The following is a 23,380-nucleotide window of genomic DNA, read 5'->3' as shown; positions in this document are numbered from 1 at the left end:
CGAATCCCCGGGAGCATAGGTAACTATGTGACCGGGGTGAGTGAGTGCAGCCAACAAAGAGGCAACTTGAAAGATGACGGGTATATGTATACAAATAATTGTCATGATGGATATCTATACACAAAACACCCTTTAAAGGGGTTTTACAGTAGAGATAATAAAATGGATAGGCTCACAGCAATTAACAAATTAGATGAGTTCAGCAAAATGGGAAGAGCCATTTTCCTTTTACAGGATTTGGAAGTTATCTTTGCTGACGAGACTTCTCGAACATTGCAAAAATCTATTGATCGCCTCATCAAAGCCGGACTGTTATTTCGCATTACCAAAGGGGTTTATGTCTATACGCGGGCCAGCATGGGAAGCTATCCCCTAGAGACTATCGCTAAAAATATCCGACGAGGCGAATATAATTACATCAGCTTAGAGTCAGCTTTATCTCAATATGGGTTCATCTCACAAATCCCAATCGACCGCCTGACAATCATGTCTACTGGCAGAGCTGGAGAGTTTAAAACACCGTGGGGAGTCATTGAAATCACCCACACCAGCAGAGAGCCTAGCGAAATTCTGAAAGCAACGTTAGAAAGCCGTGGCCCCCTGCGTATCGCAAAAAAAGAGACTGCTCTGCGTGACCAAAAACGAGTGGGGAGGAATATACATTTAGTTCAAATGGAGGAACTCAACTATGTCTAGCCAGGTTAACTTTAACGCCATTGTTGCTGCCACTGAGCCGTTTGCGATGAATGCGACTTAAGAGTTCCTTCTATTTCCTCTGTTTGTTGAATCAGTATCAGCCAATCTTCATAGAGTTGTTTCAAAACCCTGAGTTCAATAGCAGTTAATCCATTATTTACGTCCTCAAGTGCTTCAGGCAGCGGAGCATTGCGGAAAAACGATGCCATATTCTGCTGCCAATCCTCCGATTTGACTAGAGATAGATAGCAACGCGTTTTTAAACTATAACTGTCGTACACTAGATCTGAGCTAATACAGGTAAAGCCTTAGTGATTCTTAACAGGAAATTATATTCGTAAAGAAAGGCAATAGAATTTTTTATTGCTTGATGATCTCTGATTTTATATTCGTCAATAATGAGTTGTAATTTTTCAGACAACTCAATAATACTACCTGATTTATAAAGCTCACCATTTAAATTATTAATAATATCGCTTGGACCACACTGGCAATCTGAGCTTATACAATAAATACCATAAGATATTGCTTCCGCTAATACCATGCCAAAACCCTCATATTTTGATGTTAAAATAAAAGCGGATACTTCTTTTATGTTATCCATCACAAACTCCCAAGGCTGATCTTGCCAACCGTGCCAAATAATATTGTTATTTATATTGAGTTGTGAAGATAGTTCTCTTAAATAACCCTCATCATCTCCAGAACCTACCATATGTAACTCCCAATGACCATGCAATTGTGAAAGAGCTAAAAAGAGTTCAGTTAAATTTTTCGACTTATAAGCAAGAATTCTTCCAACATATAAAAATCTAGCTATGTGTTTTGGTTGAGGAATTATAAAGGGATTCATTTTGATAGGATTGAAAATAAGATGAAGCTTCTCTGGTTTTATTCCAAAGGATAACATTTGATCTCTTAAACCAGAACTGATGACAAGGTGCTCGTCGGCACAGCATAAATCTTTAATTTTCTGTGGGGTAGGATTCCTAATTGAAGTATGCAGCCAAGAATAAACTTTTGCCGGAAAATTAATCTTTTCACAAGAAAGTCGAGTAATATTACAGGATGTCGTGTCTAAACTTATTAAAATATCCGGGCAAAATATTTTTAATATCAAAGATAATTCACATGCAATATCCTGGCGAGATTTCTCACTGTTTGACATTAAAGAGATATGTTGAGCATTGGATAACCAAGCACGACTTTCAATTCTGTTTATCTCATTTAGAGATATAAATATGAAATTAATTTCAATATTGGCACGATCAAGCAAATTTATTAAATTTGAACATACCGTTTCTACCCCGCCATATCCATTCAAGAAAAGATCATGGTATATTATAAATATATTCTTCATTATTAATCCTTTACTGAATTAACCAAAAACGTTCTTGTATTTTGGATTTATTAATAGAGTGATGATATTTATCCAATGAAATTAAAAGATTTGATTCATTCCCAAACAGAGGTTCTAATTGAGACTCATAAAACAGGATGTTTTGCATTTTTTCTTTTAAATTAATATCCACCAATATAGCACGCATATCAAATTTATTATTTCGTAATAAAGCACTTTCCAAGCTGTCGGGATCAATAGTAGGGTATTCCCCTAAAACATAGGGAAAATCTTCATAAAGCAATATTTTTAACTTATGTGAGCCTTTTATATTATGGACAAGATTATTTATTATAATGTGGTCTACATGTCGACCTATTCCCAAAGGGGCATAGATATAATCAGGCTGATAATTTAACAATATTTTATCGATAAGATCTTGAGCCATATAGGATGCATAATCTGATTTATGTATCAGGCCACTATAAATCACGGCAGAATTATTATACATAGGTTCACCGCATTGATCGGTTCTATAAATGCAATCTAAAATTTTACCATGTATTGGAATCGCTGATAATTTATTGCAAAAAGCAATATCTTCATTAGCTCGCTTTGAATACAATTTTATAAATGAATTCATATTATCATTATGTGCAGAGTGTAAATAATGAGATGTAAGATTTTCGTCATATTCAGTAAAAAATGTTAAGACAACTACCTGTTGATTTTCTGAAACTAATTTATGTATTAAACCGCCAGCGCTTAAAGCCGCGTCATCTAAATGGGGTGATAAAAATAAATGCATCATTTTAAATCTCCATGCAAAGGCTGTTATATTTTATTTCCATGAGTACGATATAAATAGCTGCTAAATCAATGCGTATTCCATCTCTGTTTTTTATAAAATCTGAATTATTAATATTTGGCTTTTCTTTGGACTGAACTCTTTCATCATCGGCATAAAATTCTTTCATTATATCAAACCAACTGGCATGGATTTTTTCTGCTGCAATTTCTATTATACTGTCACTGTGGCCTAATATTGTCATTAAATCTGAAAAAATGGCATCGTTTGTAGAAAGTAACATCTCATAATTGAAATTTTCGGATGCAATATTGTCATCGTATAAATAAATATTTTTCATCACTTCCGATATAATACTCAAATCGCTCTTGATTAGCCTCTTTTCAAACTTCTTCTCTTTTTCTGTGAATGCTTGATAAGGTTTTAAAAAATTGACTTGCAAATTGTACTCAATTTCAAGTTTTGTGATTGAATCTTGCGTATCAGTTCTATTATCGATTAAATATTTTGCACACCATAAATCATGTATGCAAGAGGCAAGAATATCTAAATTACCGTCCTGTTCCAAGAACGAGCATATCTCAGAAAATAATTTAATTTGTGAACCATTTAGCTGGGTATTTAAAGTTACATGGCCAGGGTTAAATATAAATGAAGCTTGTTTTAATCTTCTTTGAATCTCTTTGGTTAGATATGTTGAATTTGAATTAATTTCGTTATTCAACAGATTTTTGTTATTTTCTTTATTCATGATTCATCTCCTTTTCTTTGTTCATTAACCTTATTTCCGTTGATGATATATCTAAACGAAATAGATTTTCTGGAATAGATTCAAATAAAAAACGGTGTTCCTTTCTAATATTCACCAAATCATCAACTGCATGATATTTATTATTAAAAAAAACGCCCAGCCACCAGAAATCGACAATCATTACTATTAATTGTCATAAGAGATTTTTTTAGCCCTTCTTCACCGCCATAATAAATAGGGTTATTAATTTCTTGACATAAATCAGCGCCAATTACGAAGATTGCTCCTTGATAAATATGCGATTTATCAGTAAAAAACGTAGCATCACTTAAAATGACCTCACCCTTCTCCTTGAATTGCCCTATCCTCTTGCAAACTTCCTCGGTTGAAATGGTCAGTTTTACTGCATTTTTAATTGACAGTTCATAGTAGGGTTTTCTTTTAGTCATCGTTGTAGCGATTTGTTTTAATTCTTCATGACCTTTATGAAGTGGATTGAAAGAGCCAGATAAAATTAAAGCTTTTTTCCAGTCTATGTTTGTATTGCTAAAGTCCCCTTTTCTATCAATATGTATATAATTCAACTTGCCATCAATTAAATCGTTTATATAATGCTCATTATTGTTAGGCGTATTCATATATGTTCCCATATGTTATTATTGTTAATAAAATATATATCACTTCCTTATATTCTCATGTATTTCTAAAATTTTATCATTGTCTTCTTTACTAATGGTGATTAATAACAAATTTTTATTTTCTTGAAATAAATATCAAATTAATTTACTTAGCTATTTATCAGCAGCGAATCCCTGTATTCTAAACATTAAGGCTATGAACTTTAAATGTTTTATTCACAGTTACATTTATACTCAAAACACTTCAAGGTGCATGTTTGAAAAACAACTATATTGTTGAATTTAAATGTTTTTATATCTTGTTGTTCAAGCATCTTGAAGTTCATTAGGTATATTACTGAATCGCCTAAGTTATCTGAATTATTCTCATTAATTATCACTATTTTCTTCACAACTTCCCTCAGTGATTTCAATCAAGGCAGATTTTATTTTTAAAATATCTTCCATTGTATGCGACGTATCAAGGCTAACCCGAACAGCACCATCAGGATAAGTGCCAAATTTTTTATGGGCTAATGGTGCACATTGCAATCCAGGACGGGTAATAATATTGTATTTGTTCTCAAGTATATAAGAGACTTCTCCGGGATGATAACCTTCTACTGTCAAAAGAATTGTTGGCAATCCTACTTTATGTTTACAGATTAATTTGATCTTCTTTAATTGTGATAACTCATCTATAAGAGTTGTACGCAGAATTTGTAATTGATTTTGAATATTCTCTATGCCAATTTTTTTCAAACGCTTTATAGACGCCAACAATGAAAGTATGCCAATAGTGTTTTGTGTTCCTGATTCATACTTGTATGGTATTCCAGTTGGCTGCGTTGTTAATCTTGATAATACACCTGTCCCACCTTGAATTAATTCATTATGAGAAAATCCATTATCAAGCATAAAGTACCCACCAATACCTGATACTCCTCCTAAGCTTTTATGCCCGCTAAAAACAAGGTAATCAATATTACCTTTCGATAAATCAATTACTTGTGAGCCAAAAGATTGTGAACCATCAACTAAAACCATCGCACCGTATAAATGCGCCAGTTTTCCTGCCTCATCTATATTGCAGAATGTACCAATAGTATTGGAGCAACTATGAACCACTAATAACTTAGTTTTCTTATTCTTTAATAAAAACTCCAAATGCGATATATCAATCTCACCATCTGTCACATCGATAAATTGACTAGTTACCCCAATATCTTTTAAATGCTCTAAGGGCCTAAGTACTGAATTATGTTCTAAATGGGTAGTAATGACATTATCACCCGGTTTAAGCGTACCTTTCATACATTCGTTAAGTGAATACGTTGCTCCTGAGTTAAAAATGACTGTCCCATGACCATTTAATTTTGTTTGTTCGATGAATTCATGTCGGCACTCTTCAATAAGCTCGGTAACCTTTTTAGATTGTTGCGATAAAGATCGCCCAGGAGTTACCCCAAGCGTATCTAAATACATATTTATTATGTCTTTTACCTCTTGTGATTTTGGCCATGAGGTAGAAGCTACATCTGCATATAACATTCTTCAATCTCCATATGATCATTAATATATAATTTGAATTTTTTAGCAGTCGCATCCATCTCCTTTATTCCTTCATTATCTCTCCAATCAGATCTTTCAGGCACATTTAAACTATTTGCCAATACTGTTCTTATCATTCCTCTCTCAATGAAATCTGATTCACCTATCGTAAAAACATATTTATTACCACTGTCTTCAACGTAAATATAGGGGCCAGCCTCACCGAACATCTTAAGTTCATCCAATGAGTCTATTGTATGCATTTTAAATTGATCCTTTAATTTATTATGAAGATCAATCTCGGTGGGGAAACAACATAAGTGTGCATGATAACAATACTTTTGATTTGGGTCCATGATGATACAACCACCGGCTCGTCCATTTTCATAACAAAGAGGATTGTTTATCTTATAATATTCGCGATAAAAATCATTTATTATATTCTTAAACTGTTTCAGCTCTTTTATTGCCTCTTCATCGTATATCTCTGCAAAGCACCGGTATCCCCCTGAATCAGTCTCACATTTGTTAGTGGCAATAATAATATAGCCCTCAATTATCTGGCCTTTGGGTACGAACACATAGAAATATTTTCCTCGTAAAAGTATTTTATCTTTTTCAAAGGAAGACTCTGGGTGACAAAAAATACATCCCATTTTAAACTCCTTTATCGTTTGTCTATTCTGCTGATAAATATATTTTCATGACACAAATTGAAATCTTCTTCGGTATGCCAGGCAATCATCATGCTAAACCTATTTATAATGCTATATTTACTCAGTCTGCTTTGCAGTTCAGAATAAATAGGATTTGGTAAGATTATTCTGCATTTTCCTCTAATAGCAAGACAAGAATCAATTATAGCTAGAACTGCATAGGGAGCTGTGTTTGACAAACCTATCACTTCTACCGTGGTATCATCAAAACCGAGTATCGCGACTTCTTCTCCAACAGTTAATAACTTAATATCTCTATAGCGAGGACACTGCTTTGCGTAAGCAATCCAATTGTTATTTACTTTCCTGCCGAAAAAATTGATTTTATTAATATTATCTATTTCATTAAAATCATTCAGATCTACATCTATTTTGGTAGCTCCTTCCACCACTATTTCTGTAAAATCAAAAACGTTTACTTTGCTACAGATATATTTCTCAAAAATTTTTGAATAACACTTGATCTTTCTTTCATCTGAGTAACAAACCGTCGCATCGATATCATCACGGTGTGTTTGTCTGGCACTTTCTATTACCAAAGTGCGCGATTTTACACTTTCATTTACACCAAAATCGCTAAGTATATTAACGGATATTCGTCTGTGCTTAAGACTAAACTCACACTTTCTTGTTATAACAATTGACAAGTATATATCGTTTCTCTTATATAAACATGCTTTTATCTCACTAGAAAGATTATATTTCTTTTCTTTCAGATTTTTCCAAATAAAATAATCCAAGCCACCTATATCACGCCTATAAAAATCATTGATTAAAATATAATTATCTTCCGTTATATCTTCATAGACTAGGGTTACTCCATTCTCCATTATTTTGTCCCATCATTTATATTGGCGACAATTGCTTTTCATTTTTAGTTTATATTCATTTCCGAATAGATGAATCATGAAATATTGTATTTTATGACCTGTATCATAATTTAAAGATACAACAGGATAAAAAACTGAGATTATTTATCCTGAGAAATCAAATTGAAATCTCCATCAATCATGCAAGAATATGGATAAAAATAGGGTCTTTAAAGAGAATAATCTTTCATAAATTCTATGTGATGGGACTTTAAATGAAATAATCACATGAACAAACCCCCTGAATTAAATACGATGAGCTATTTCTGTATGCCGAATAATATTCTTTACGATAGCCAAGGTGATTTTGCCGGTACCAAATTCATGGAACACTTGATCATCAGTGTATATTCCAACGTTCATGAACGCTGCTTGAATCACTGCACGATCAACTATCCTGTGACTATTCCCCGCCCGACTCTACACGAAGATTCCCACTTCATTGGCTGTCGCGCTCATGCTTGACAAAGCTGACACGAACCTCAGTGGGCAGAAACGACGATTTTCGCCGCTTTGAGTTTGCCGATATTCTGCCGAGGGAACTGGATATTAACTGGTGATCGGGGCCATAACAGCAAATCCAGTATGTTCGTTAAACATCTTGCGAGAGATCACGAACGCAAGGCAGCGCTTCATGATTTCCTTTCCCACGCTCGGATCAAAGTCTAATGAAATAATGTCTCCTTTTGTCTGGTACGTACATCAAATCACTTCCTTACCAACAGAGTTAACGTCGATCCATTCTCTATCCTCGTCTGTTACCGTGAAACATTCTTTAGGGCTTCCAGCTAACAGTGATTCCAGCGTCAACTCTGTTTGTGAAACATCACGGGCCTCGCGGATCTGATAAAGCCCTATCTCCCGTTTCATTTCATCAACTTTTTTAGCAATCCTACAGCGGTTTTCAGGGCTGCGTTTTTCAAGCAACTCATCAAGTGTGATCATACTCAGTTTTCCAAGATGGGTAGGAAATTAATTCACACGATTATTTTACCTCCTGCTTTTACAAGAATTTCATTAATAGAGTCAAAGTATGGAAGGAGGGGTTAATAATGCCCTAACCCCATAGCACAGAGAATTACAACGTAATTTGTGGGTTCTGGATACCACAGGCTTGCGCATAGCGCACTAATGTTTCTATACTAGCTTTTGTTACATTATTTTCCATTTTCGTCACCGTTGGCGGCGTAACCCCCATTCTCTCCGCAACTTGTGAGCGAGTCAGTCCAGCAAACTTACGCCACTCTGCAAGTGTTTCTTGCAATCTTTCCTTACGTTCTTCAGCTTCATAAGCGGCTTTAAATTCAGAGTCTTTCATCATTTCTGCCAGAATCTCTGAATGTGTCTTATATTTCTTCATGTTTCATTTCCTCCAATCTGCGAAATGCTAAAGCTATCTCACTTGGGTCGATTTTTTGTGTCTTCTTTATATAAACTCGCAGCATATATATTTGTTTTCCTGTCTGATATACCCATAATCCGCGTGCTATATCTCCCCCCATTGTTCGAATTTCGTAAAGACCATTTCCCAAATGTTTTGTGTCAGGTTCACGTAGTGAGCGAGGATCTTTTTCCAGCTTTCCAATCAACCTTACAAGTTTTACCCCTACTTTTGCTGGCAAGGACTTAATTTCTTGTTCGGCCTCATCATGGTATTTAACTATAAACACTCTGATTTCCTCCTAATGCAAAAAATTAACCCAAAGGATAATTTTCATCAAGAGGAAAATTGCATTTTAATGAAATGTCACTTCTGACTAGATTTCTTGACTATAGATTCCATCTATATAGCATTTGACCTATATTGAACAATAAGTAATCATGTGGACTATCGAGACGACGGACATCTTTTGATGCGTTGTTCGATGCTTTAGGTGGCACCGACAAGGCCAATGTGCTGGCTTCAATAATAGCACTTCGGGAAAGAGGCCCTATGTTACCCAGGCCATACGCAGATACTGTGAACAGTTCATGCCACAGCAATACGTGTCCAAAGCAAAGGCGATCCGCTCCGAGCATTCTTTGCGTTCGACCCCAAGCGGAGAAGAATTTTGCTTTGCGCCGGTAACAAAACCGGAAACGAGAAACGGTTTCATGAAACGATGATTCCGATTGCTAACCGTGAGTTCACGGCACATCTGGAAAAATTAAAAAGGAGTAAACACTATGGCAAGAACTCTTGATCAAATATTAGCAAATGAAAAAAACGAAGTTGTTGCCAATGCACAAGCTGCGGCAACAGAGATGTTGCTAAACATCCATCTGGCAGAACTCCGTGAGCGGGTACAGAAGACCCAAGGAGAAATAGCTCTGGCTCTTGGTATCAAGCAACCCACGGTTTCTGACATGGAGAAGCTTGGCCGCGACTTGAAACTGTCTTCCCTCAAACGTTACGTTGAGGCAACGGGTAGCAAGCTGCGTCTCGATATCGAGTTACCCGACGGTACCCACTACGGATTTTCCGTTTAACCACAAACGCTTCGGTAACCCTCGCGGATATATTCAAGATCAATGTCCGCATCGACTTTTTTACGTGCCAGATGATTGTGAAGAGCAAGGTCTTCAAGTGAACGCTTTTAAGAAAGAAAAATTTGAGGGGAGGATTTTTAACGTGGCGGCAAGTTCTATTTTGTGAACGAAACTCGATTAAAACAGAACGCCAAGTAAAAAATTGGCACGTTATTAAAAAGTTGAAATGCCCTCTCAAAAGGAGGGCATTTAGTTAGCTAGCGTGTTCTAAGAATTACTTCTTATCGCCACCAAAACCGGCATTCAATAGTTCTGCCAAGTTTGCAGTTGCTTCATCTACACTCACTTGTGGTGCTTCAGAAGACTCATTCAACTGACGACGACGCATGCGATCCTGATGGTAAGCATAACCGGTACCGGCAGGGATCAGACGACCGACGATGACGTTTTCTTTCAAGCCACGCAGTTCATCACGTTTACCCGCAACCGCAGCCTCAGTCAGTACGCGGGTCGTTTCCTGGAACGATGCCGCAGAGATGAAGGATTCAGTTGCCAGAGACGCTTTGGTGATACCCAACAGGTCACGGCCGTAAGTTGCAGGCACTTTACCTTCTTGTTCCAGCTTACGGTTTGCCACTTTAACGCGGGCGTATTCAACCTGTTCGCCTTCCAGGAACTCGGAACTACCTGCGCTTTCAATGGTCGCTTTACGCAGCATCTGACGAACGATAACCTCAATGTGTTTATCGTTAATCTTAACCCCTTGCAGGCGGTAAACTTCCTGAACTTCGTTGGTGATGTAACGGGTAACCGCATGAACACCACGCAGGCGCAAGATGTCGTGTGGAGACTCTGGACCATCAGAGATCACGTCACCACGTTCAACCACTTCACCCTCGAACACGTTGAGCTGACGCCATTTAGGGATCATCTCTTCGTAAGCATCACCACCATCTAATGGGGAGATAACCAGACGGCGTTTACCCTTGGTTTCTTTACCGAAGGAGACAATACCGCTGACTTCGGCCAGGATAGCAGGCTCTTTCGGACGACGCGCTTCGAACAAGTCAGCAACACGTGGCAGACCACCGGTAATATCTTTCGTACCGCCGGATTCCTGAGGAATACGCGCTAAAGTGTCACCCGCAGAAATGCTGACGCCATCGTCTAACTGAACAATCGCTTTGCCCGGCAGGAAATATTGAGCAGGCATATCAGTACCTGGAATCAATACATCGTCACCATTGGCGTCAACAATTTTCAGCGCTGGACGCAGATCTTTACCACTACCGGTACGCTCCGCACTATCCAGAACAACCAGTGAAGATAGACCTGTTAATTCGTCCGTCTGACGAGTAATGGTTTGACCATCTATCATGTCAGCGAAACGGATGATACCAGATACTTCACTGACAACCGGCATGGTATGTGGGTCCCAGTTAGCAACGGTTTCACCGCCATTAACGGTTTCGCCATCACCTTTACCCAGTACCGCACCGTAAGGTACTTTATAGCTCTCTTTAGTACGGCCAAATTCGTCGATCAAGCACAGTTCAGTGTTACGGGAAGTAATCACCAGTTTACCTGCGGAGTTGGTCACGGATTTAGCGCTAAACAGTTTCAGGCTACCTTTGTTACGCACCTGAATGCTGGATTCGGCTGCCGCACGAGATGCCGCACCACCGATGTGGAACGTACGCATCGTCAGCTGTGTACCCGGCTCACCGATGGACTGAGCCGCAATAACACCAACCGCCTCACCTTTGTTGATGATGTGTCCGCGAGCAAGGTCACGACCATAACAGTTCGCGCAAACACCGAAGTCAGTTTCACAACTTACAACGGAGCGTACTTTAATGCTGTCAACGGAGCTTTCTTCTAACAGATCACACCATTTCTCGTTCAGCAATGTATTACGCGGCACCAGAATGTCGGCAGTACCTGGTTTCAGAACATCTTCCGCCGTCACACGACCCAATACACGCTCACGCAGCGGCTCTTTAACATCACCACCTTCAATAACCGGCGTCATCAGAATACCGTCGTGCGTACCACAGTCATCTTCTGTAACAACCAAGTCTTGCGCCACGTCAACCAGACGACGAGTCAGGTAACCGGAGTTCGCTGTTTTCAGTGCGGTATCCGCCAAACCTTTACGAGCGCCGTGGGTTGAAATGAAGTACTGGAGTACGTTCAAACCTTCACGGAAGTTCGCGGTAATTGGGGTTTCGATGATGGAGCCGTCTGGCTTAGCCATCAAGCCACGCATACCCGCCAACTGACGGATCTGAGCGGCAGAACCACGCGCACCAGAGTCAGCCATCATAAAGATGCTGTTGAAGGAAACTTGTTGCTCTTCTTCTCCATCACGATTAGTGACTGTTTCAGTAGACAAGTTTTCCATCATCGCCTTAGCAACACGCTCGTTTGCCGCAGCCCAGATATCGATAACTTTGTTATAACGTTCACCGGCTGTAACCAGACCAGACTGGAATTGCTCCTGAATTTCAGCAACTTCTGCTTCGGCTTCTGCAATGATGCCCGCTTTTTTCTCTGGGATAACCATGTCATCGATACCAACAGATGCACCTGAACGTGCAGCGTAGGCAAAGCCGGTATACATGATCTGGTCAGCGAAAATAACCGTTGGTTTCAGGCCCATCACACGGTAACAGGTGTTTAGCATTCTGGAGATAGCTTTTTTACCCAGTGGTTGGTTAACCAGCGAGTAAGGCAGACCTCTTGGTACAATCATCCACAGGATTGCACGACCAATCGTCGTATCAATCAAATTGGTGTTAACTGTGATATTGCCTTCGCCATCTTTCACTTCTTCAGTGATACGCACTTTAACGCGGGCATGCAAAGAAGCCAGCCCTGCGCGGTATACGCGTTCAGCTTCTTTAGGCCCAGTCAGCACCATGCCTTCGCCTTTGGCGTTAACACAATCACGGGTCATGTAATACAGACCCAGAACAACGTCCTGAGATGGAACGATGATTGGCTCACCACTCGCTGGAGACAAGATGTTGTTGGTAGACATCATCAGCGCACGCGCTTCTAACTGGGCTTCCAGTGTCAGCGGTACGTGAACAGCCATTTGGTCACCGTCGAAGTCGGCGTTATATGCCGCACACACCAGTGGGTGCAACTGAATCGCTTTACCTTCGATCAGAACCGGTTCGAACGCCTGAATACCCAAACGGTGAAGTGTCGGCGCACGGTTCAGCAGAACCGGGTGTTCACGAATAACTTCATCCAGGATATCCCATACCACCGCCTCTTCACGTTCAACCATCTTTTTAGCGGCTTTAATCGTAGTCGCTAAACCACGCAGTTCCAGCTTGCCGTAGATGAATGGCTTAAACAGCTCCAGTGCCATCTTCTTAGGCAGACCACACTGATGCAGACGCAGGTAAGGACCTACCGTGATTACAGAACGACCGGAATAGTCAACACGTTTACCCAACAAGTTCTGACGGAAACGACCTTGTTTACCCTTGATCATATCAGCCAAGGATTTCAACGGACGTTTGTTAGAACCGGTAATGGCACGACCGCGACGACCATTATCCAGCAAGGCATCAACCGCTTCCTGCAACATACGTTTTTCGTTACGAACGATGATATCTGGCGCAGCCAGATCCAACAGGCGCTTCAAGCGGTTGTTACGGTTAATAACACGACGATAGAGATCGTTCAGATCCGAAGTGGCAAAACGGCCGCCATCCAGTGGAACCAATGGACGTAAATCCGGTGGCAGAACTGGCAGAACCGTCAGAACCATCCATTCTGGTTTGTTGCCAGACTGAATAAAGGCTTCCAACAGTTTAATACGTTTGGTCAGCTTCTTACGTTTAGTTTCAGAGTTAGTTTCATTTAACTCTTCACGCAACGTTTCACACTCATTTTCCAGATCGAGATTTTTCAGCAAAGACTGGATAGCTTCCGCTCCCATCTTCGCATCGAATTCATCACCAAACTCTTCCAGTGCATCCAAGTATTGCTCTTCTGTCAGGATCTGACTGCGCTCCAGGCTGGTCATACCACCTTCTACAACCACATAGGATTCGAAGTACAGTACGCGCTCAATATCACGCAATGGCATATCCAGCAACAAACCGATGCGGGATGGCAATGATTTCAGAAACCAAATGTGCGCCGTTGGAGAAGCCAGTTCAATGTGACCCATACGCTCACGACGAACTTTAGTCTGGGTAACTTCTACACCACACTTCTCACAAATTACACCACGGTGTTTCAAGCGCTTGTATTTACCACACAAGCACTCATAGTCTTTTACCGGTCCGAAAATACGGGCGCAGAAAAGGCCGTCACGCTCAGGTTTGAACGTACGGTAGTTAATTGTTTCCGGCTTTTTCACTTCACCGAATGACCACGAACGGATCATATCTGGCGAGGCCAGAGCAATTTTGATCGCATCAAACTCTTCGGTCTTAGTTTGCGCTTTCAGAAACTTCAATAAGTCTTTCACGAAATGGCTCCTGTCGGAGTTAGACCTGTCAGGAGAGCAGCCCATGCCGCTCCCCCCTATGACCAGTGCAACCACTGGCTGGTAAACTGCCCGTCATCTCCATTCAGGGCAGTACCAGCGGGAATACGATTTATTCGTCTTCCAGCTCGATGTTGATACCCAGAGAGCGGATCTCTTTCAACAATACGTTGAAGGATTCCGGCATGCCTGGCTCCATCTGGTGGTTGCCATCCACGATGTTTTTATACATCTTGGTACGGCCGTTAACATCGTCGGACTTGACGGTGAGCATTTCCTGCAAGGTGTACGCGGCACCATATGCTTCCAATGCCCACACTTCCATCTCACCGAAGCGTTGACCACCGAACTGCGCCTTACCACCCAGCGGTTGCTGAGTAACCAGGCTGTACGAACCGGTTGAACGGGCGTGCATTTTGTCATCCACCAGGTGGTTCAGCTTCAGCATATACATGTAGCCAACGGTAACCTGACGCTCAAATTGCTCACCGGTACGACCATCAAATAGAGTAATTTGACCAGAAGTTGGCAAGTCACCCAGTTTCAGCAGCTCTTTAATTTCTTTCTCTTTCGCACCATCAAACACCGGTGTCGCAATTGGCATGCCTTTTTTCAGGTTTTCTGCCAAACGCATAACTTCTTCATCAGAGAAAGTGCTCAGATCAACTTTCTGACGGGTTTCATCACCCAAGTCATAAGCTTTCTGGATAAATTCACGCAGTTTGGCAACTTCCTGCTGCTGTTTCAGCATCGCATTGATCTTGTCGCCAATACCTTTCGCAGCCATGCCCAGATGCGTTTCCAGGATCTGACCAATGTTCATACGTGATGGTACGCCCAGTGGGTTCAGTACGATATCTACCGGTGTGCCGTTTTCATCGTAAGGCATATCTTCGATCGGGTTGATTTTGGAGATAACACCCTTGTTACCGTGGCGGCCCGCCATCTTATCACCCGGCTGAATCTGACGTTTAACCGCCAGATAAACTTTGACGATTTTCAGTACGCCCGGCGCCAAATCATCACCTTGAGTGATTTTACGGCGTTTAGCATCCAGCTTTTTCTCAAACTCAGCTTTGAGTTCGTCATACTGTTCAGCCAACTGCTCCAACTGATTCTGTTTCTCTTCATCAGCCAGACCCAGCTCTAACCAACGCTCACGAGGCAGTTTATCCAGCTTCTCAGCTTCGATGCCGCCAGCAATCAAAACAGAACGGATACGTGCAAACAGGCCAGCTTCAAAGATTTGCAACTCTTCTGTCAGGTCTTTCTTCGCCTGACGCAGTTGCATCTCTTCGATTTCCAAAGCACGTTTATCTTTCTCTACGCCATCACGGGTAAATACTTGTACGTCGATAACTGTACCGGATACGCCATTTGGTACGCGCAGAGAAGAGTCTTTAACATCAGACGCTTTCTCACCGAAGATAGCACGCAGCAATTTTTCTTCCGGCGTTAGCTGAGTTTCACCTTTAGGTGTCACTTTACCAACCAGAATGTCACCGCCGGTCACTTCCGCACCGATATAAACGATGCCAGACTCATCCAGTTTGGAGAGCGCAGCCTCACCCACGTTAGGGATGTCAGCCGTGATCTCTTCAGGCCCTAATTTGGTATCACGCGATACGCAAGCCAGTTCCTGGATGTGAATGGTTGTAAAACGATCTTCCTGGACGACACGCTCAGAAACTAAGATGGAGTCTTCGAAGTTATAACCATTCCACGGCATGAACGCTACGCGCATGTTCTGACCAAGCGCCAGTTCACCCAAGTCAGTGGATGGGCCATCAGCCAGTACGTCGCCGCGTTCCACCGGTTCACCCAGAGAGACGCACGGCATCTGGTTAATACAGGTGTTCTGGTTAGAACGGGTATATTTAGTCAGGTTATAAATATCAATACCTGCTTCACCCGAATACATCTCATCTTCGTTTACTTTAATAACAATACGAGATGCATCAACGTACTGAACCACACCACCGCGTTTAGCAACAGAAGTTACACCGGAGTCAACCGCTACTGCGCGTTCCATACCTGTACCAACCAGCGGCTTATCAGCACGCAGCGTAGGAACAGCCTGACGTTGCATGTTTGCACCCATCAATGCACGGTTTGCGTCATCGTGTTCCAAGAATGGGATCAAGGAAGCACCAACGGAAACCACCTGCTGGGTAGAAACGTCCATATATTCAACCTGTTCACGGTTAAATAAGCTGGATTCGCCATAACTACGGCAAGTTATCAGATCTTCAACGAAGTGGCCTTCATCATCCAATACGGTGTTTGCCTGTGCGATAACGAAGTTACCTTCTTCAATCGCAGACAGATAATGAATTTCATCCGTAACAACACCATCACGAACCAGACGATATGGGGTTTCAAGGAAACCATACTCGTTAGTCTGCGCATAAACAGACAATGAGTTAATCAGACCGATGTTCGGACCTTCCGGAGTTTCGATTGGACATACGCGACCATAGTGGGTTGGGTGTACGTCACGCACTTCGAAGCCAGCACGCTCACGAGTCAAACCACCTGGGCCCAACGCAGAGATACGGCGTTTGTGAGTAATTTCAGAAAGCGGGTTGTTTTGGTCCATGAACTGAGACAGCTGGCTGGAACCAAAGAATTCTTTCACTGCGGCTGAAATCGGTTTAGCGTTGATCATGTCCTGAGGCATCAGTGTATCCAGATCACCTAGAGACAGACGCTCTTTAACCGCACGCTCGACACGTACCAGACCAACACGGAACTGGTTTTCCGCCATCTCACCAACAGAACGGATACGACGGTTGCCTAAGTGGTCAATATCGTCGACTTCGCCTTTACCATTACGGATATCAATGAGTTTCTTCATGACATCAATGATGTCATTTTTACTCAGAATACCAGAACCTTCGACTTCTTCCCGGCTCAATGAGCGGTTGAATTTCATACGACCAACCGCAGAAAGATCATAACGATCTTCTGAGAAGAACAGATTTTCAAACAGATTTTCTGCTGCTTCACGGGTCGGCGGCTCACCAGGACGCATCATGCGGTAAATCTCAACCAAAGCACCCAAACGGTCATTGGTTGGATCAACACGAAGTGTCTCGGAAATATATGCACCGTGATCTAAATCGTTGGTGAACAGTGTTTCGATAGATTTGTGACCAGCCTGGCTCAAACGTGCCAGCAGATCTAAAGAGAGCTCCATGTTGGCAGCACAGATAATTTCACCTGTATTGACATCAATGTAGTCTCTTGCAACAACTTTACCCGCAATATATTCAACAGGAACCTCAATACGGTTCACTTCGTCTTTTTCTAACTGGCGGATATGACGTGCGGTAATACGACGGCCTTTTTCAACATAAACCTTGCCGTTTGCTTCAATATCAAAAGAAGCGGTTTCACCGCGCAAACGTTCTGGCACCAGCGTCATTTGCAGTCTGTTGTCACGAATTTCGAAAATCGTTTTACTGAAGAACAGGTTCAAAATCTCTTCAGTGCTGTAATCCATTGCACGCAGAATAATTGTTGCCGGCAATTTACGACGGCGGTCAATACGTACAAACAGATTATCTTTTGGATCGAATTCGAAATCTAACCAAGAACCACGGTAAGGAATAATACGTGCGTTATACAGCACCTTACCGGATGAGTGAGTTTTACCCTTATCGCTGTCAAAGAATACACCAGGACTACGATGTAACTGGGAGACAATAACCCGCTCAGTACCATTGATAACAAAGGTACCGTTGTCAGTCATGAGCGGAATTTCACCCATGTAAACTTCTTGCTCTTTGATGTCTTTGACCGTGCCTTCCGGTGCTTCACGTTCATAGATAACCAGACGCAACTTAACGCGTAGAGGCGCAGAATAAGTTACACCACGAATCTGGCACTCTTTAACATCAAACACTGGCTCACCAAGACGGTAGCTAACGTATTGCAGCTCCGAACTGCCGCTGTAGCTCTGAATTGGGAATACAGAACGGAATGCCGCTTCTAAACCATTCTGGCCTTCTGGATCTTGCTCGATAAACTTCTGGAACGAGTCAAGTTGGATAGAAAGGAGATAAGGTACGTCCAACACTTGGGGACGTTTACCAAAATCCTTACGAATACGTTTTTTCTCGGTATAGGAGTAAACCATAGGGTTCCTCAGCTCGCTGATCAGTGACCCACTCTGCCCGCCCTAAAGGACAGCTCTTTACGACACTGTTTTTTCGAACAGAAAATTGAATTATTTTCCGTAATACTCATTGCTATTACTCTTAAATCATTTCATTGCGTTACCTTACTACCGAGCTACCCGAGTGGATCGTAGCTGAGAACGCAGTATATTAAGTCGTCAATAGGAAAAAGTATTTGGGGGTTAATTAGCAGCCAAACAGTGGAAATGCTACTAATGCCCTACAGCGCAAAAAGGCTGGTGATTAATAAATCACCAGCCGTCAGCCTTTAAAGTCAGGCTGCTAACTCAAAACTAGACTTACTTAACCTCAACAGAAGCACCTGCTTCTTCCAGAGATTTTTTCAGTGCTTCAGCGTCATCTTTGCTGATAGCTTCTTTCAATACAGCTGGAGCGCTTTCAACCAGGTCTTTCGCTTCTTTCAGACCCAAGCCAGTTGCGCCACGTACTGCCTTGATAACAGCAACTTTGTTACCGCCGATAGAAGACAGAACAACGTCAAACTCGGTTTTTTCTTCAACAACTTCAGCCGCACCAGCAACAACAGCTACCGCTGCCGCAGCAGAAACGCCGAATTTCTCTTCCATCATGCTGATCAGTTCAACAACGTCCATTACGGACATTTCTGCAACTGCGTCCAGAATTTGTTCTTTAGTGATAGACATAACAAGTGTTCCTAAAATTCAGAAATAATTTATACGTTAAAAAGCAACGAAGGAAATTGGCAATTAAGCTGCTTCTTTCTGATCGCGTAACGCAGCCAGAGTACGAACCAGTTTGCCTGCTGAGGCTTCTTTCATGGTTGACATCAGGCGTGCGATTGCTTCTTCGTAAGTTGGGAGTGTTGCCAAACGGTCAATATCGGCCGCAGAGATAAACTCACCTTCAAAGGCTGCTGCTTTAATCTCGAATGCTGGATTCGCTTTCGCGAACTCTTTGAACAGACGAGCAGCGGCGCCCGGATGTTCGTTAGAGAAAGCAATCAAGGTTGGACCAACAAACGCTTCTTTCAGGCACTCATAGGCAGTACCTTCAACAGCACGGCGGATCAGTGTGTTACGCACAACACGGATGTAAACGCCAGCTTCGCGACCTGCTTTACGCAGTTCAGTCATTTTATCTACGGTAACGCCGCGGGAATCCGCAACAACCGCAGACAGCGCGCCTTTGGCTACTTCGCTAACTTCAGCAACAATCGCTTGTTTGTCTTGAAGATTTAGTGCCATTAGCTTCTTGCTCCTGGATTAACCGGGAAAAACCCGGAACTCACATCACTCATAACACTAAAAGTGCCTGAGCTCTAAAACACGGTGAGCAGAATCCAGAAATGAATGTCATTTGGCTCTGTCACCGTCTACGCAGGGATATTAAGTAATTACTTACACCTGCGGTCTTGGACGGGGCTTGGATTAGGCCAAGCTCCAACCGAAAATTTTTTATTTAGCTAATAAAAAACTTACTAGCCAAATACAAGGCGCCAAATTTTAGACAAATCTGACGCCAAGGTAAAGCGATAATCACATTCAGCTAAAATTAAGCTGAAGCGTTCAGACCTGATTGGTCAATCGCAACACCTGCGCCCATAGTAGTGGACAGGCTAACTTTCTTAATGTAAACGCCCTTGGCAGAAGATGGTTTAGCTTTTTTCAGCGCAACCAGCAGAGCTTCCAGGTTTTCTTTCAGTTTGTCAGCATCAAAGTCAACTTTACCAATGGTGGTGTGGATAATGCCGTTTTTATCGTTACGGTAACGAACCTGACCTGCTTTAGCGTTCTGTACAGCTTCAGCAACGTTAGGAGTTACAGTACCTACTTTAGGGTTTGGCATCAGACCGCGTGGACCCAGGATTTGACCTAATTGGCCAACAACGCGCATTGCATCTGGAGAGGCGATAACAACGTCAAAGTCCATTTCGCCTTTTTTAACTTGCTCAGCCAGATCTTCCATACCTACCAGCTCAGCGCCCGCTGCTTTAGCAGCTTCTGCATTTGCGCCTTGGGTAAATACAGCTACGCGAACGGAACGGCCAGTACCGTGAGGCAGTACTGTTGCACCACGTACGTTCTGGTCAGATTTACGAGCGTCGATGCCGAGGTTAACAGCAACGTCAACGCTTTCTACGAATTTAGCAGTAGCCAGCTCTTTCAGCAGAACAAAGGCTTCGTTAATATCATACTGCTTAGTTGAATCCACTTTCTCGCGGATTGTGCGCATGCGCTTGGTCAGTTTAGCCATCGATTAACCCTCCACTACCAGGCCCATAGAACGAGCAGTACCTTCAATTGAACGCATCATTGCTTCAACGCTAGCACCTGTCATATCCGCAGCTTTAGTTTCAGCAATTTCACGAACTTGCGCGCTGGTTACTTTACCAACTTTGTCTTTGTTCGGTTTGCCGGAACCTGATTTAATGCCCGCTGCTTTCTTCAGCAGAACCGCCGCTGGTGGGGTCTTAGTAACGAAAGTGAAAGAACGATCAGAATAAACAGTGATCACAACAGGAATTGGCAGACCTTTTTCAATGCTGTCAGTTTTAGCATTGAACGCCTTACAGAATTCCATGATGTTAACACCCTGCTGACCGAGAGCAGGACCTACTGGAGGGCTTGGATTAGCCATACCAGCTGCAACCTGCAACTTGACATAGGCTTGTACTTTCTTAGCCATTGATAATTTTCCTCTATATGGGTGGTATCGCCTTTGTTTAAAAGGCTCCCCTGTCATTTCAGTCCCGCCTTATTTCAGGCCAGACTACTAAAAAAGAAAAGGCGCGAAATTGTATGTTAATTTCTCACCTATTGCAAGCCAGCAAAAATACGTTCAAAAATTACGCCTTTTCTACCTGGCTGAAATCCAGCTCAACGGGGGTCGCGCGACCAAAGATAGAAACCGAAACTTTCAGGCGGCTCTTCTCGTAATCGACCTCTTCCACAACACCATTGAAGTCTGCGAATGGACCATCGCTGACACGAACCATTTCGCCTGGTTCGAACAATGTTTTTGGCCGTGGTTTATCACCAACCTGCTGAAGACGATTCATAATCGCATCAACTTCTTTATCACTGATTGGCGCCGGACGGTCAGATGTGCCACCGATAAAACCCATGACGCGTGGTACGCTGCGAACGAGATGCCACGTTGCATCGTTCATGATCATTTGTACCAGCACATACCCAGGGAAAAATTTGCGTTCACTTTTGCGACGCTGGCCGCTACGAATCTCAACAACTTCCTCTGTTGGCACCATTACTTCGCCAAAAGAATCTTCCATATCATGTAATTTGATATGTTCACGTAAAGATTGTGCAACGCGACCTTCAAACCCAGAAAATGCCTGTATAACATACCAACGTTTTTTTGGGGAATCTGACATCTTAGAACCTCAGGCCTGTAATAAATGAAACTAAACGCACCAGGATACCGTCAAGACCCCATAGGATCAAAGACATCAATGCAGTGACTGCCGCAACAATCAAAGTTGTATGCAGCGCTTCCTGACGAGTTGGCCAAATAACCTTACGCATTTCAATGCGGGCTTCGCGGGCGAAAGCCAGTGTGGTTTTCCCTTTCGCAGTCCAGAGCGCAACTGCTCCCGCAAGAGCAACAATAACAACAACCGCCATCGCACGTAGAGGAAGGCTATACTCCCGATAAAGGTAGTTTCCAACGATAGCAACCGTTAATAAGGCTGCCACTAATAGCCATTTCATTACCTCAAGACTACGCCTGCTTTCTTGAGCATCGCTATTCGCACTCATAAACCAACCTGTAACTATGATTTAAATAGATAGCCAGCTTGCCTCGCAAGAGCAAAACAAATCAGACCGAACCAAAAGATTTGAGTGATTGTATCTGACTTGGCGCCATAATTCAGTATGACATTGTATATCTGAGAGAGATATAGCCAATTCGTTGCATCAGAGCCTATCTCACCAATAATTAAAAACAACTATTGATGAGATAGGTTCTTATTAAGACAACGTACAAAAAGGGCATCGGTTGATGCCCTTTTAGTGTAATCACATCAAAAAATTACGCGATAATTTTAGCAACAACACCAGCACCTACAGTACGGCCGCCTTCACGGATAGCGAAGCGCAGACCCTGGTCCATTGCGATTGGCGCAATCAGGGTAACTTTCATCTGAATGTTATCGCCTGGCATCACCATTTCCACGCCTTCTGGCAGCTCGATTGTGCCGGTTACGTCAGTTGTACGGAAGTAGAACTGTGGACGGTAGCCTTTGAAGAATGGCGTATGACGGCCGCCTTCGTCTTTACTCAGAATATAAACTTCTGATTCGAAAGTGGTGTGTGGCTTGATTGAACCCGGTTTTGCCAGTACCTGACCACGTTCGATTTCATCACGTTTAGTACCACGCAACAGAACGCCCACGTTCTCACCCGCACGACCTTCGTCCAGCAGTTTGCGGAACATTTCTACGCCAGTACACGTGGTTTTCGTTGTGTCTTTGATACCCACGATTTCAACTTCTTCACCCACTTTAACAATACCGCGCTCTACACGACCGGTTACCACTGTACCACGGCCTGAAATCGAAAATACGTCTTCGATTGGCAGCAGGAATGGCTGGTCGATTGCACGCTCTGGTTCTGGGATGTAGCTGTCCAGCGCTTCTGCCAGCTCCAGGATTTTGCTTTCCCACTCGGCATCGCCTTCCAGCGCTTTCAGCGCAGAACCACGGATAACCGGAGTGTCGTCGCCTGGGAAATCGTACTGAGACAGCAACTCACGCACTTCCATCTCAACCAGTTCCAGCAGCTCTTCGTCGTCTACCATGTCACATTTGTTCAGGAATACGATGATGTAAGGAACGCCTACCTGACGACCTAACAGGATGTGCTCACGA

The 23,380-nt window shown here is 42.4% G+C and carries 24 protein-coding genes and 1 pseudogene; 4 read left to right on the top strand and 21 right to left on the bottom strand.

The window, feature by feature from the left end:
* The first annotated feature begins 162 nt into the window (after positions 1-162).
* Entirely contained in the window at positions 163-696 is a 534-nt protein-coding gene (gene abiEi / locus C6H66_RS21485) for a type IV toxin-antitoxin system AbiEi family antitoxin (protein WP_105396670.1), read from the top strand.
* An 11-nt stretch (positions 697-707) separates the two neighbouring features.
* Here abiEi and C6H66_RS21480 read toward each other — a convergent pair whose 3' ends face one another.
* The 8 genes from C6H66_RS21480 to C6H66_RS21445 form a co-directional block, all read right to left on the bottom strand.
* Positions 708-905: a hypothetical protein gene (locus tag C6H66_RS21480; protein WP_046397724.1), complete on the bottom strand. Its 198-nt coding sequence runs from the start codon at positions 903-905 to the stop codon at positions 708-710.
* A gap of 71 nt (positions 906-976) precedes the next feature.
* A complete protein-coding gene (waaB, locus tag C6H66_RS21475; RefSeq protein ID WP_105396669.1) occupies positions 977-2,056 on the bottom strand; it encodes a lipopolysaccharide 1,6-galactosyltransferase in 1,080 nt (359 codons plus the stop codon).
* Between the two features lie 10 nt (positions 2,057-2,066).
* Positions 2,067-2,846 carry a PIG-L family deacetylase gene (locus tag C6H66_RS21470; RefSeq protein ID WP_105396668.1) on the bottom strand — a complete coding sequence of 260 codons (780 nt, stop codon included), beginning with the start codon at positions 2,844-2,846 and terminating at the stop codon, positions 2,067-2,069.
* Between the two features lies 1 nt (position 2,847).
* A complete protein-coding gene (locus C6H66_RS21465; protein WP_046397721.1) occupies positions 2,848-3,594 on the bottom strand; it encodes a hypothetical protein in 747 nt (248 codons plus the stop codon).
* A gap of 143 nt (positions 3,595-3,737) precedes the next feature.
* Positions 3,738-4,232 (bottom strand): hypothetical protein, encoded by a 495-nt coding sequence (locus tag C6H66_RS21460; protein WP_248000772.1) that lies wholly within the window; start codon positions 4,230-4,232, stop codon positions 3,738-3,740.
* A 369-nt stretch (positions 4,233-4,601) separates the two neighbouring features.
* A complete protein-coding gene (locus tag C6H66_RS21455; RefSeq protein ID WP_046397653.1) occupies positions 4,602-5,762 on the bottom strand; it encodes an aminotransferase class V-fold PLP-dependent enzyme in 1,161 nt (386 codons plus the stop codon).
* On the bottom strand, positions 5,744-6,418 hold the full coding sequence (locus C6H66_RS21450; RefSeq protein WP_046397654.1) for a hypothetical protein: 675 nt from the start codon (positions 6,416-6,418) through the stop codon (positions 5,744-5,746). Before C6H66_RS21450 ends, C6H66_RS21455 begins: the two co-directional genes overlap by 19 nt.
* A gap of 11 nt (positions 6,419-6,429) precedes the next feature.
* Positions 6,430-7,308 (bottom strand): hypothetical protein, encoded by an 879-nt coding sequence (locus C6H66_RS21445; RefSeq protein ID WP_046397655.1) that lies wholly within the window; start codon positions 7,306-7,308, stop codon positions 6,430-6,432.
* Positions 7,309-7,575: 267 nt separating this feature from the next.
* Here C6H66_RS21445 and C6H66_RS21440 point away from each other — a divergent pair, with 267 nt between their 5' ends.
* The gene (locus C6H66_RS21440) at positions 7,576-7,812 is read left to right on the top strand and encodes a hypothetical protein (RefSeq protein WP_105396667.1); all 237 of its coding nucleotides are present in this window, start codon (positions 7,576-7,578) and stop codon (positions 7,810-7,812) included.
* A gap of 84 nt (positions 7,813-7,896) precedes the next feature.
* Here the strand turns inward: C6H66_RS21440 and C6H66_RS21435 are convergent, their stop codons facing one another.
* The 4 genes from C6H66_RS21435 to C6H66_RS21420 all read right to left on the bottom strand — a co-directional run bounded on the left by C6H66_RS21435 (position 7,897) and on the right by C6H66_RS21420 (position 9,017).
* Positions 7,897-7,983: a type II toxin-antitoxin system PemK/MazF family toxin gene (locus C6H66_RS21435; RefSeq protein WP_228998892.1), complete on the bottom strand. Its 87-nt coding sequence runs from the start codon at positions 7,981-7,983 to the stop codon at positions 7,897-7,899.
* 66 nt (positions 7,984-8,049) lie between these two features.
* Positions 8,050-8,292: a hypothetical protein gene (locus C6H66_RS27040; RefSeq protein ID WP_046397657.1), complete on the bottom strand. Its 243-nt coding sequence runs from the start codon at positions 8,290-8,292 to the stop codon at positions 8,050-8,052.
* Between the two features lie 133 nt (positions 8,293-8,425).
* On the bottom strand, positions 8,426-8,707 hold the full coding sequence (locus C6H66_RS21425) for a helix-turn-helix domain-containing protein (RefSeq protein ID WP_012776543.1): 282 nt from the start codon (positions 8,705-8,707) through the stop codon (positions 8,426-8,428).
* Positions 8,694-9,017, bottom strand: coding sequence for a type II toxin-antitoxin system RelE/ParE family toxin (locus C6H66_RS21420; RefSeq protein WP_046397658.1), 324 nt, complete (start codon positions 9,015-9,017; stop codon positions 8,694-8,696). Before C6H66_RS21420 ends, C6H66_RS21425 begins: the two co-directional genes overlap by 14 nt.
* A gap of 151 nt (positions 9,018-9,168) precedes the next feature.
* Between C6H66_RS21420 and C6H66_RS21415 the strand changes: the two are divergent.
* Positions 9,169-9,530: pseudogene (locus C6H66_RS21415) on the top strand (type II toxin-antitoxin system RelE/ParE family toxin).
* Positions 9,514-9,816: a helix-turn-helix domain-containing protein gene (locus C6H66_RS21410; protein WP_046397659.1), complete on the top strand. Its 303-nt coding sequence runs from the start codon at positions 9,514-9,516 to the stop codon at positions 9,814-9,816. Before C6H66_RS21415 ends, C6H66_RS21410 begins: the two are co-directional and overlap by 17 nt.
* A gap of 274 nt (positions 9,817-10,090) precedes the next feature.
* Here the strand turns inward: C6H66_RS21410 and rpoC are convergent, their stop codons facing one another.
* The 9 genes from rpoC to tuf all read right to left on the bottom strand — a co-directional run.
* The gene (gene rpoC / locus C6H66_RS21405) at positions 10,091-14,311 is read right to left on the bottom strand and encodes a DNA-directed RNA polymerase subunit beta' (protein ID WP_046397660.1); all 4,221 of its coding nucleotides are present in this window, start codon (positions 14,309-14,311) and stop codon (positions 10,091-10,093) included.
* 130 nt (positions 14,312-14,441) lie between these two features.
* A complete protein-coding gene (gene rpoB, locus C6H66_RS21400; RefSeq protein WP_046397661.1) occupies positions 14,442-18,470 on the bottom strand; it encodes a DNA-directed RNA polymerase subunit beta in 4,029 nt (1,342 codons plus the stop codon).
* Between the two features lie 339 nt (positions 18,471-18,809).
* Positions 18,810-19,175 (bottom strand): 50S ribosomal protein L7/L12, encoded by a 366-nt coding sequence (gene rplL / locus C6H66_RS21395; protein WP_046397662.1) that lies wholly within the window; start codon positions 19,173-19,175, stop codon positions 18,810-18,812.
* Between the two features lie 63 nt (positions 19,176-19,238).
* Positions 19,239-19,736 (bottom strand): 50S ribosomal protein L10, encoded by a 498-nt coding sequence (gene rplJ, locus C6H66_RS21390; RefSeq protein WP_036779932.1) that lies wholly within the window; start codon positions 19,734-19,736, stop codon positions 19,239-19,241.
* A 307-nt stretch (positions 19,737-20,043) separates the two neighbouring features.
* Positions 20,044-20,745, bottom strand: a complete 702-nt coding sequence (gene rplA, locus C6H66_RS21385; protein ID WP_036813538.1) for a 50S ribosomal protein L1 — start codon at positions 20,743-20,745, stop codon at positions 20,044-20,046.
* Between the two features lie 3 nt (positions 20,746-20,748).
* Positions 20,749-21,177, bottom strand: coding sequence for a 50S ribosomal protein L11 (gene rplK, locus C6H66_RS21380; protein WP_036771650.1), 429 nt, complete (start codon positions 21,175-21,177; stop codon positions 20,749-20,751).
* Positions 21,178-21,337: 160 nt separating this feature from the next.
* Positions 21,338-21,883: a transcription termination/antitermination protein NusG gene (gene nusG, locus C6H66_RS21375; RefSeq protein ID WP_011144820.1), complete on the bottom strand. Its 546-nt coding sequence runs from the start codon at positions 21,881-21,883 to the stop codon at positions 21,338-21,340.
* Between the two features lies 1 nt (position 21,884).
* Entirely contained in the window at positions 21,885-22,268 is a 384-nt protein-coding gene (secE, locus tag C6H66_RS21370; RefSeq protein WP_036771654.1) for a preprotein translocase subunit SecE, read from the bottom strand.
* A gap of 274 nt (positions 22,269-22,542) precedes the next feature.
* The coding region (gene tuf, locus C6H66_RS21365; RefSeq protein WP_105396666.1) for an elongation factor Tu at positions 22,543-23,380 on the bottom strand (838 nt) is incomplete at its 5' end.

Origin of the sequence: Photorhabdus hindustanensis, assembly GCF_002968995.1 — a bacterium.
Classification (GTDB): Bacteria; Pseudomonadota; Gammaproteobacteria; order Enterobacterales; family Enterobacteriaceae; genus Photorhabdus; species Photorhabdus akhurstii.
The sequence above is the reverse complement of the archived record's forward strand: the minus strand, read 5'-3'. Positions and strand labels throughout refer to the sequence as shown.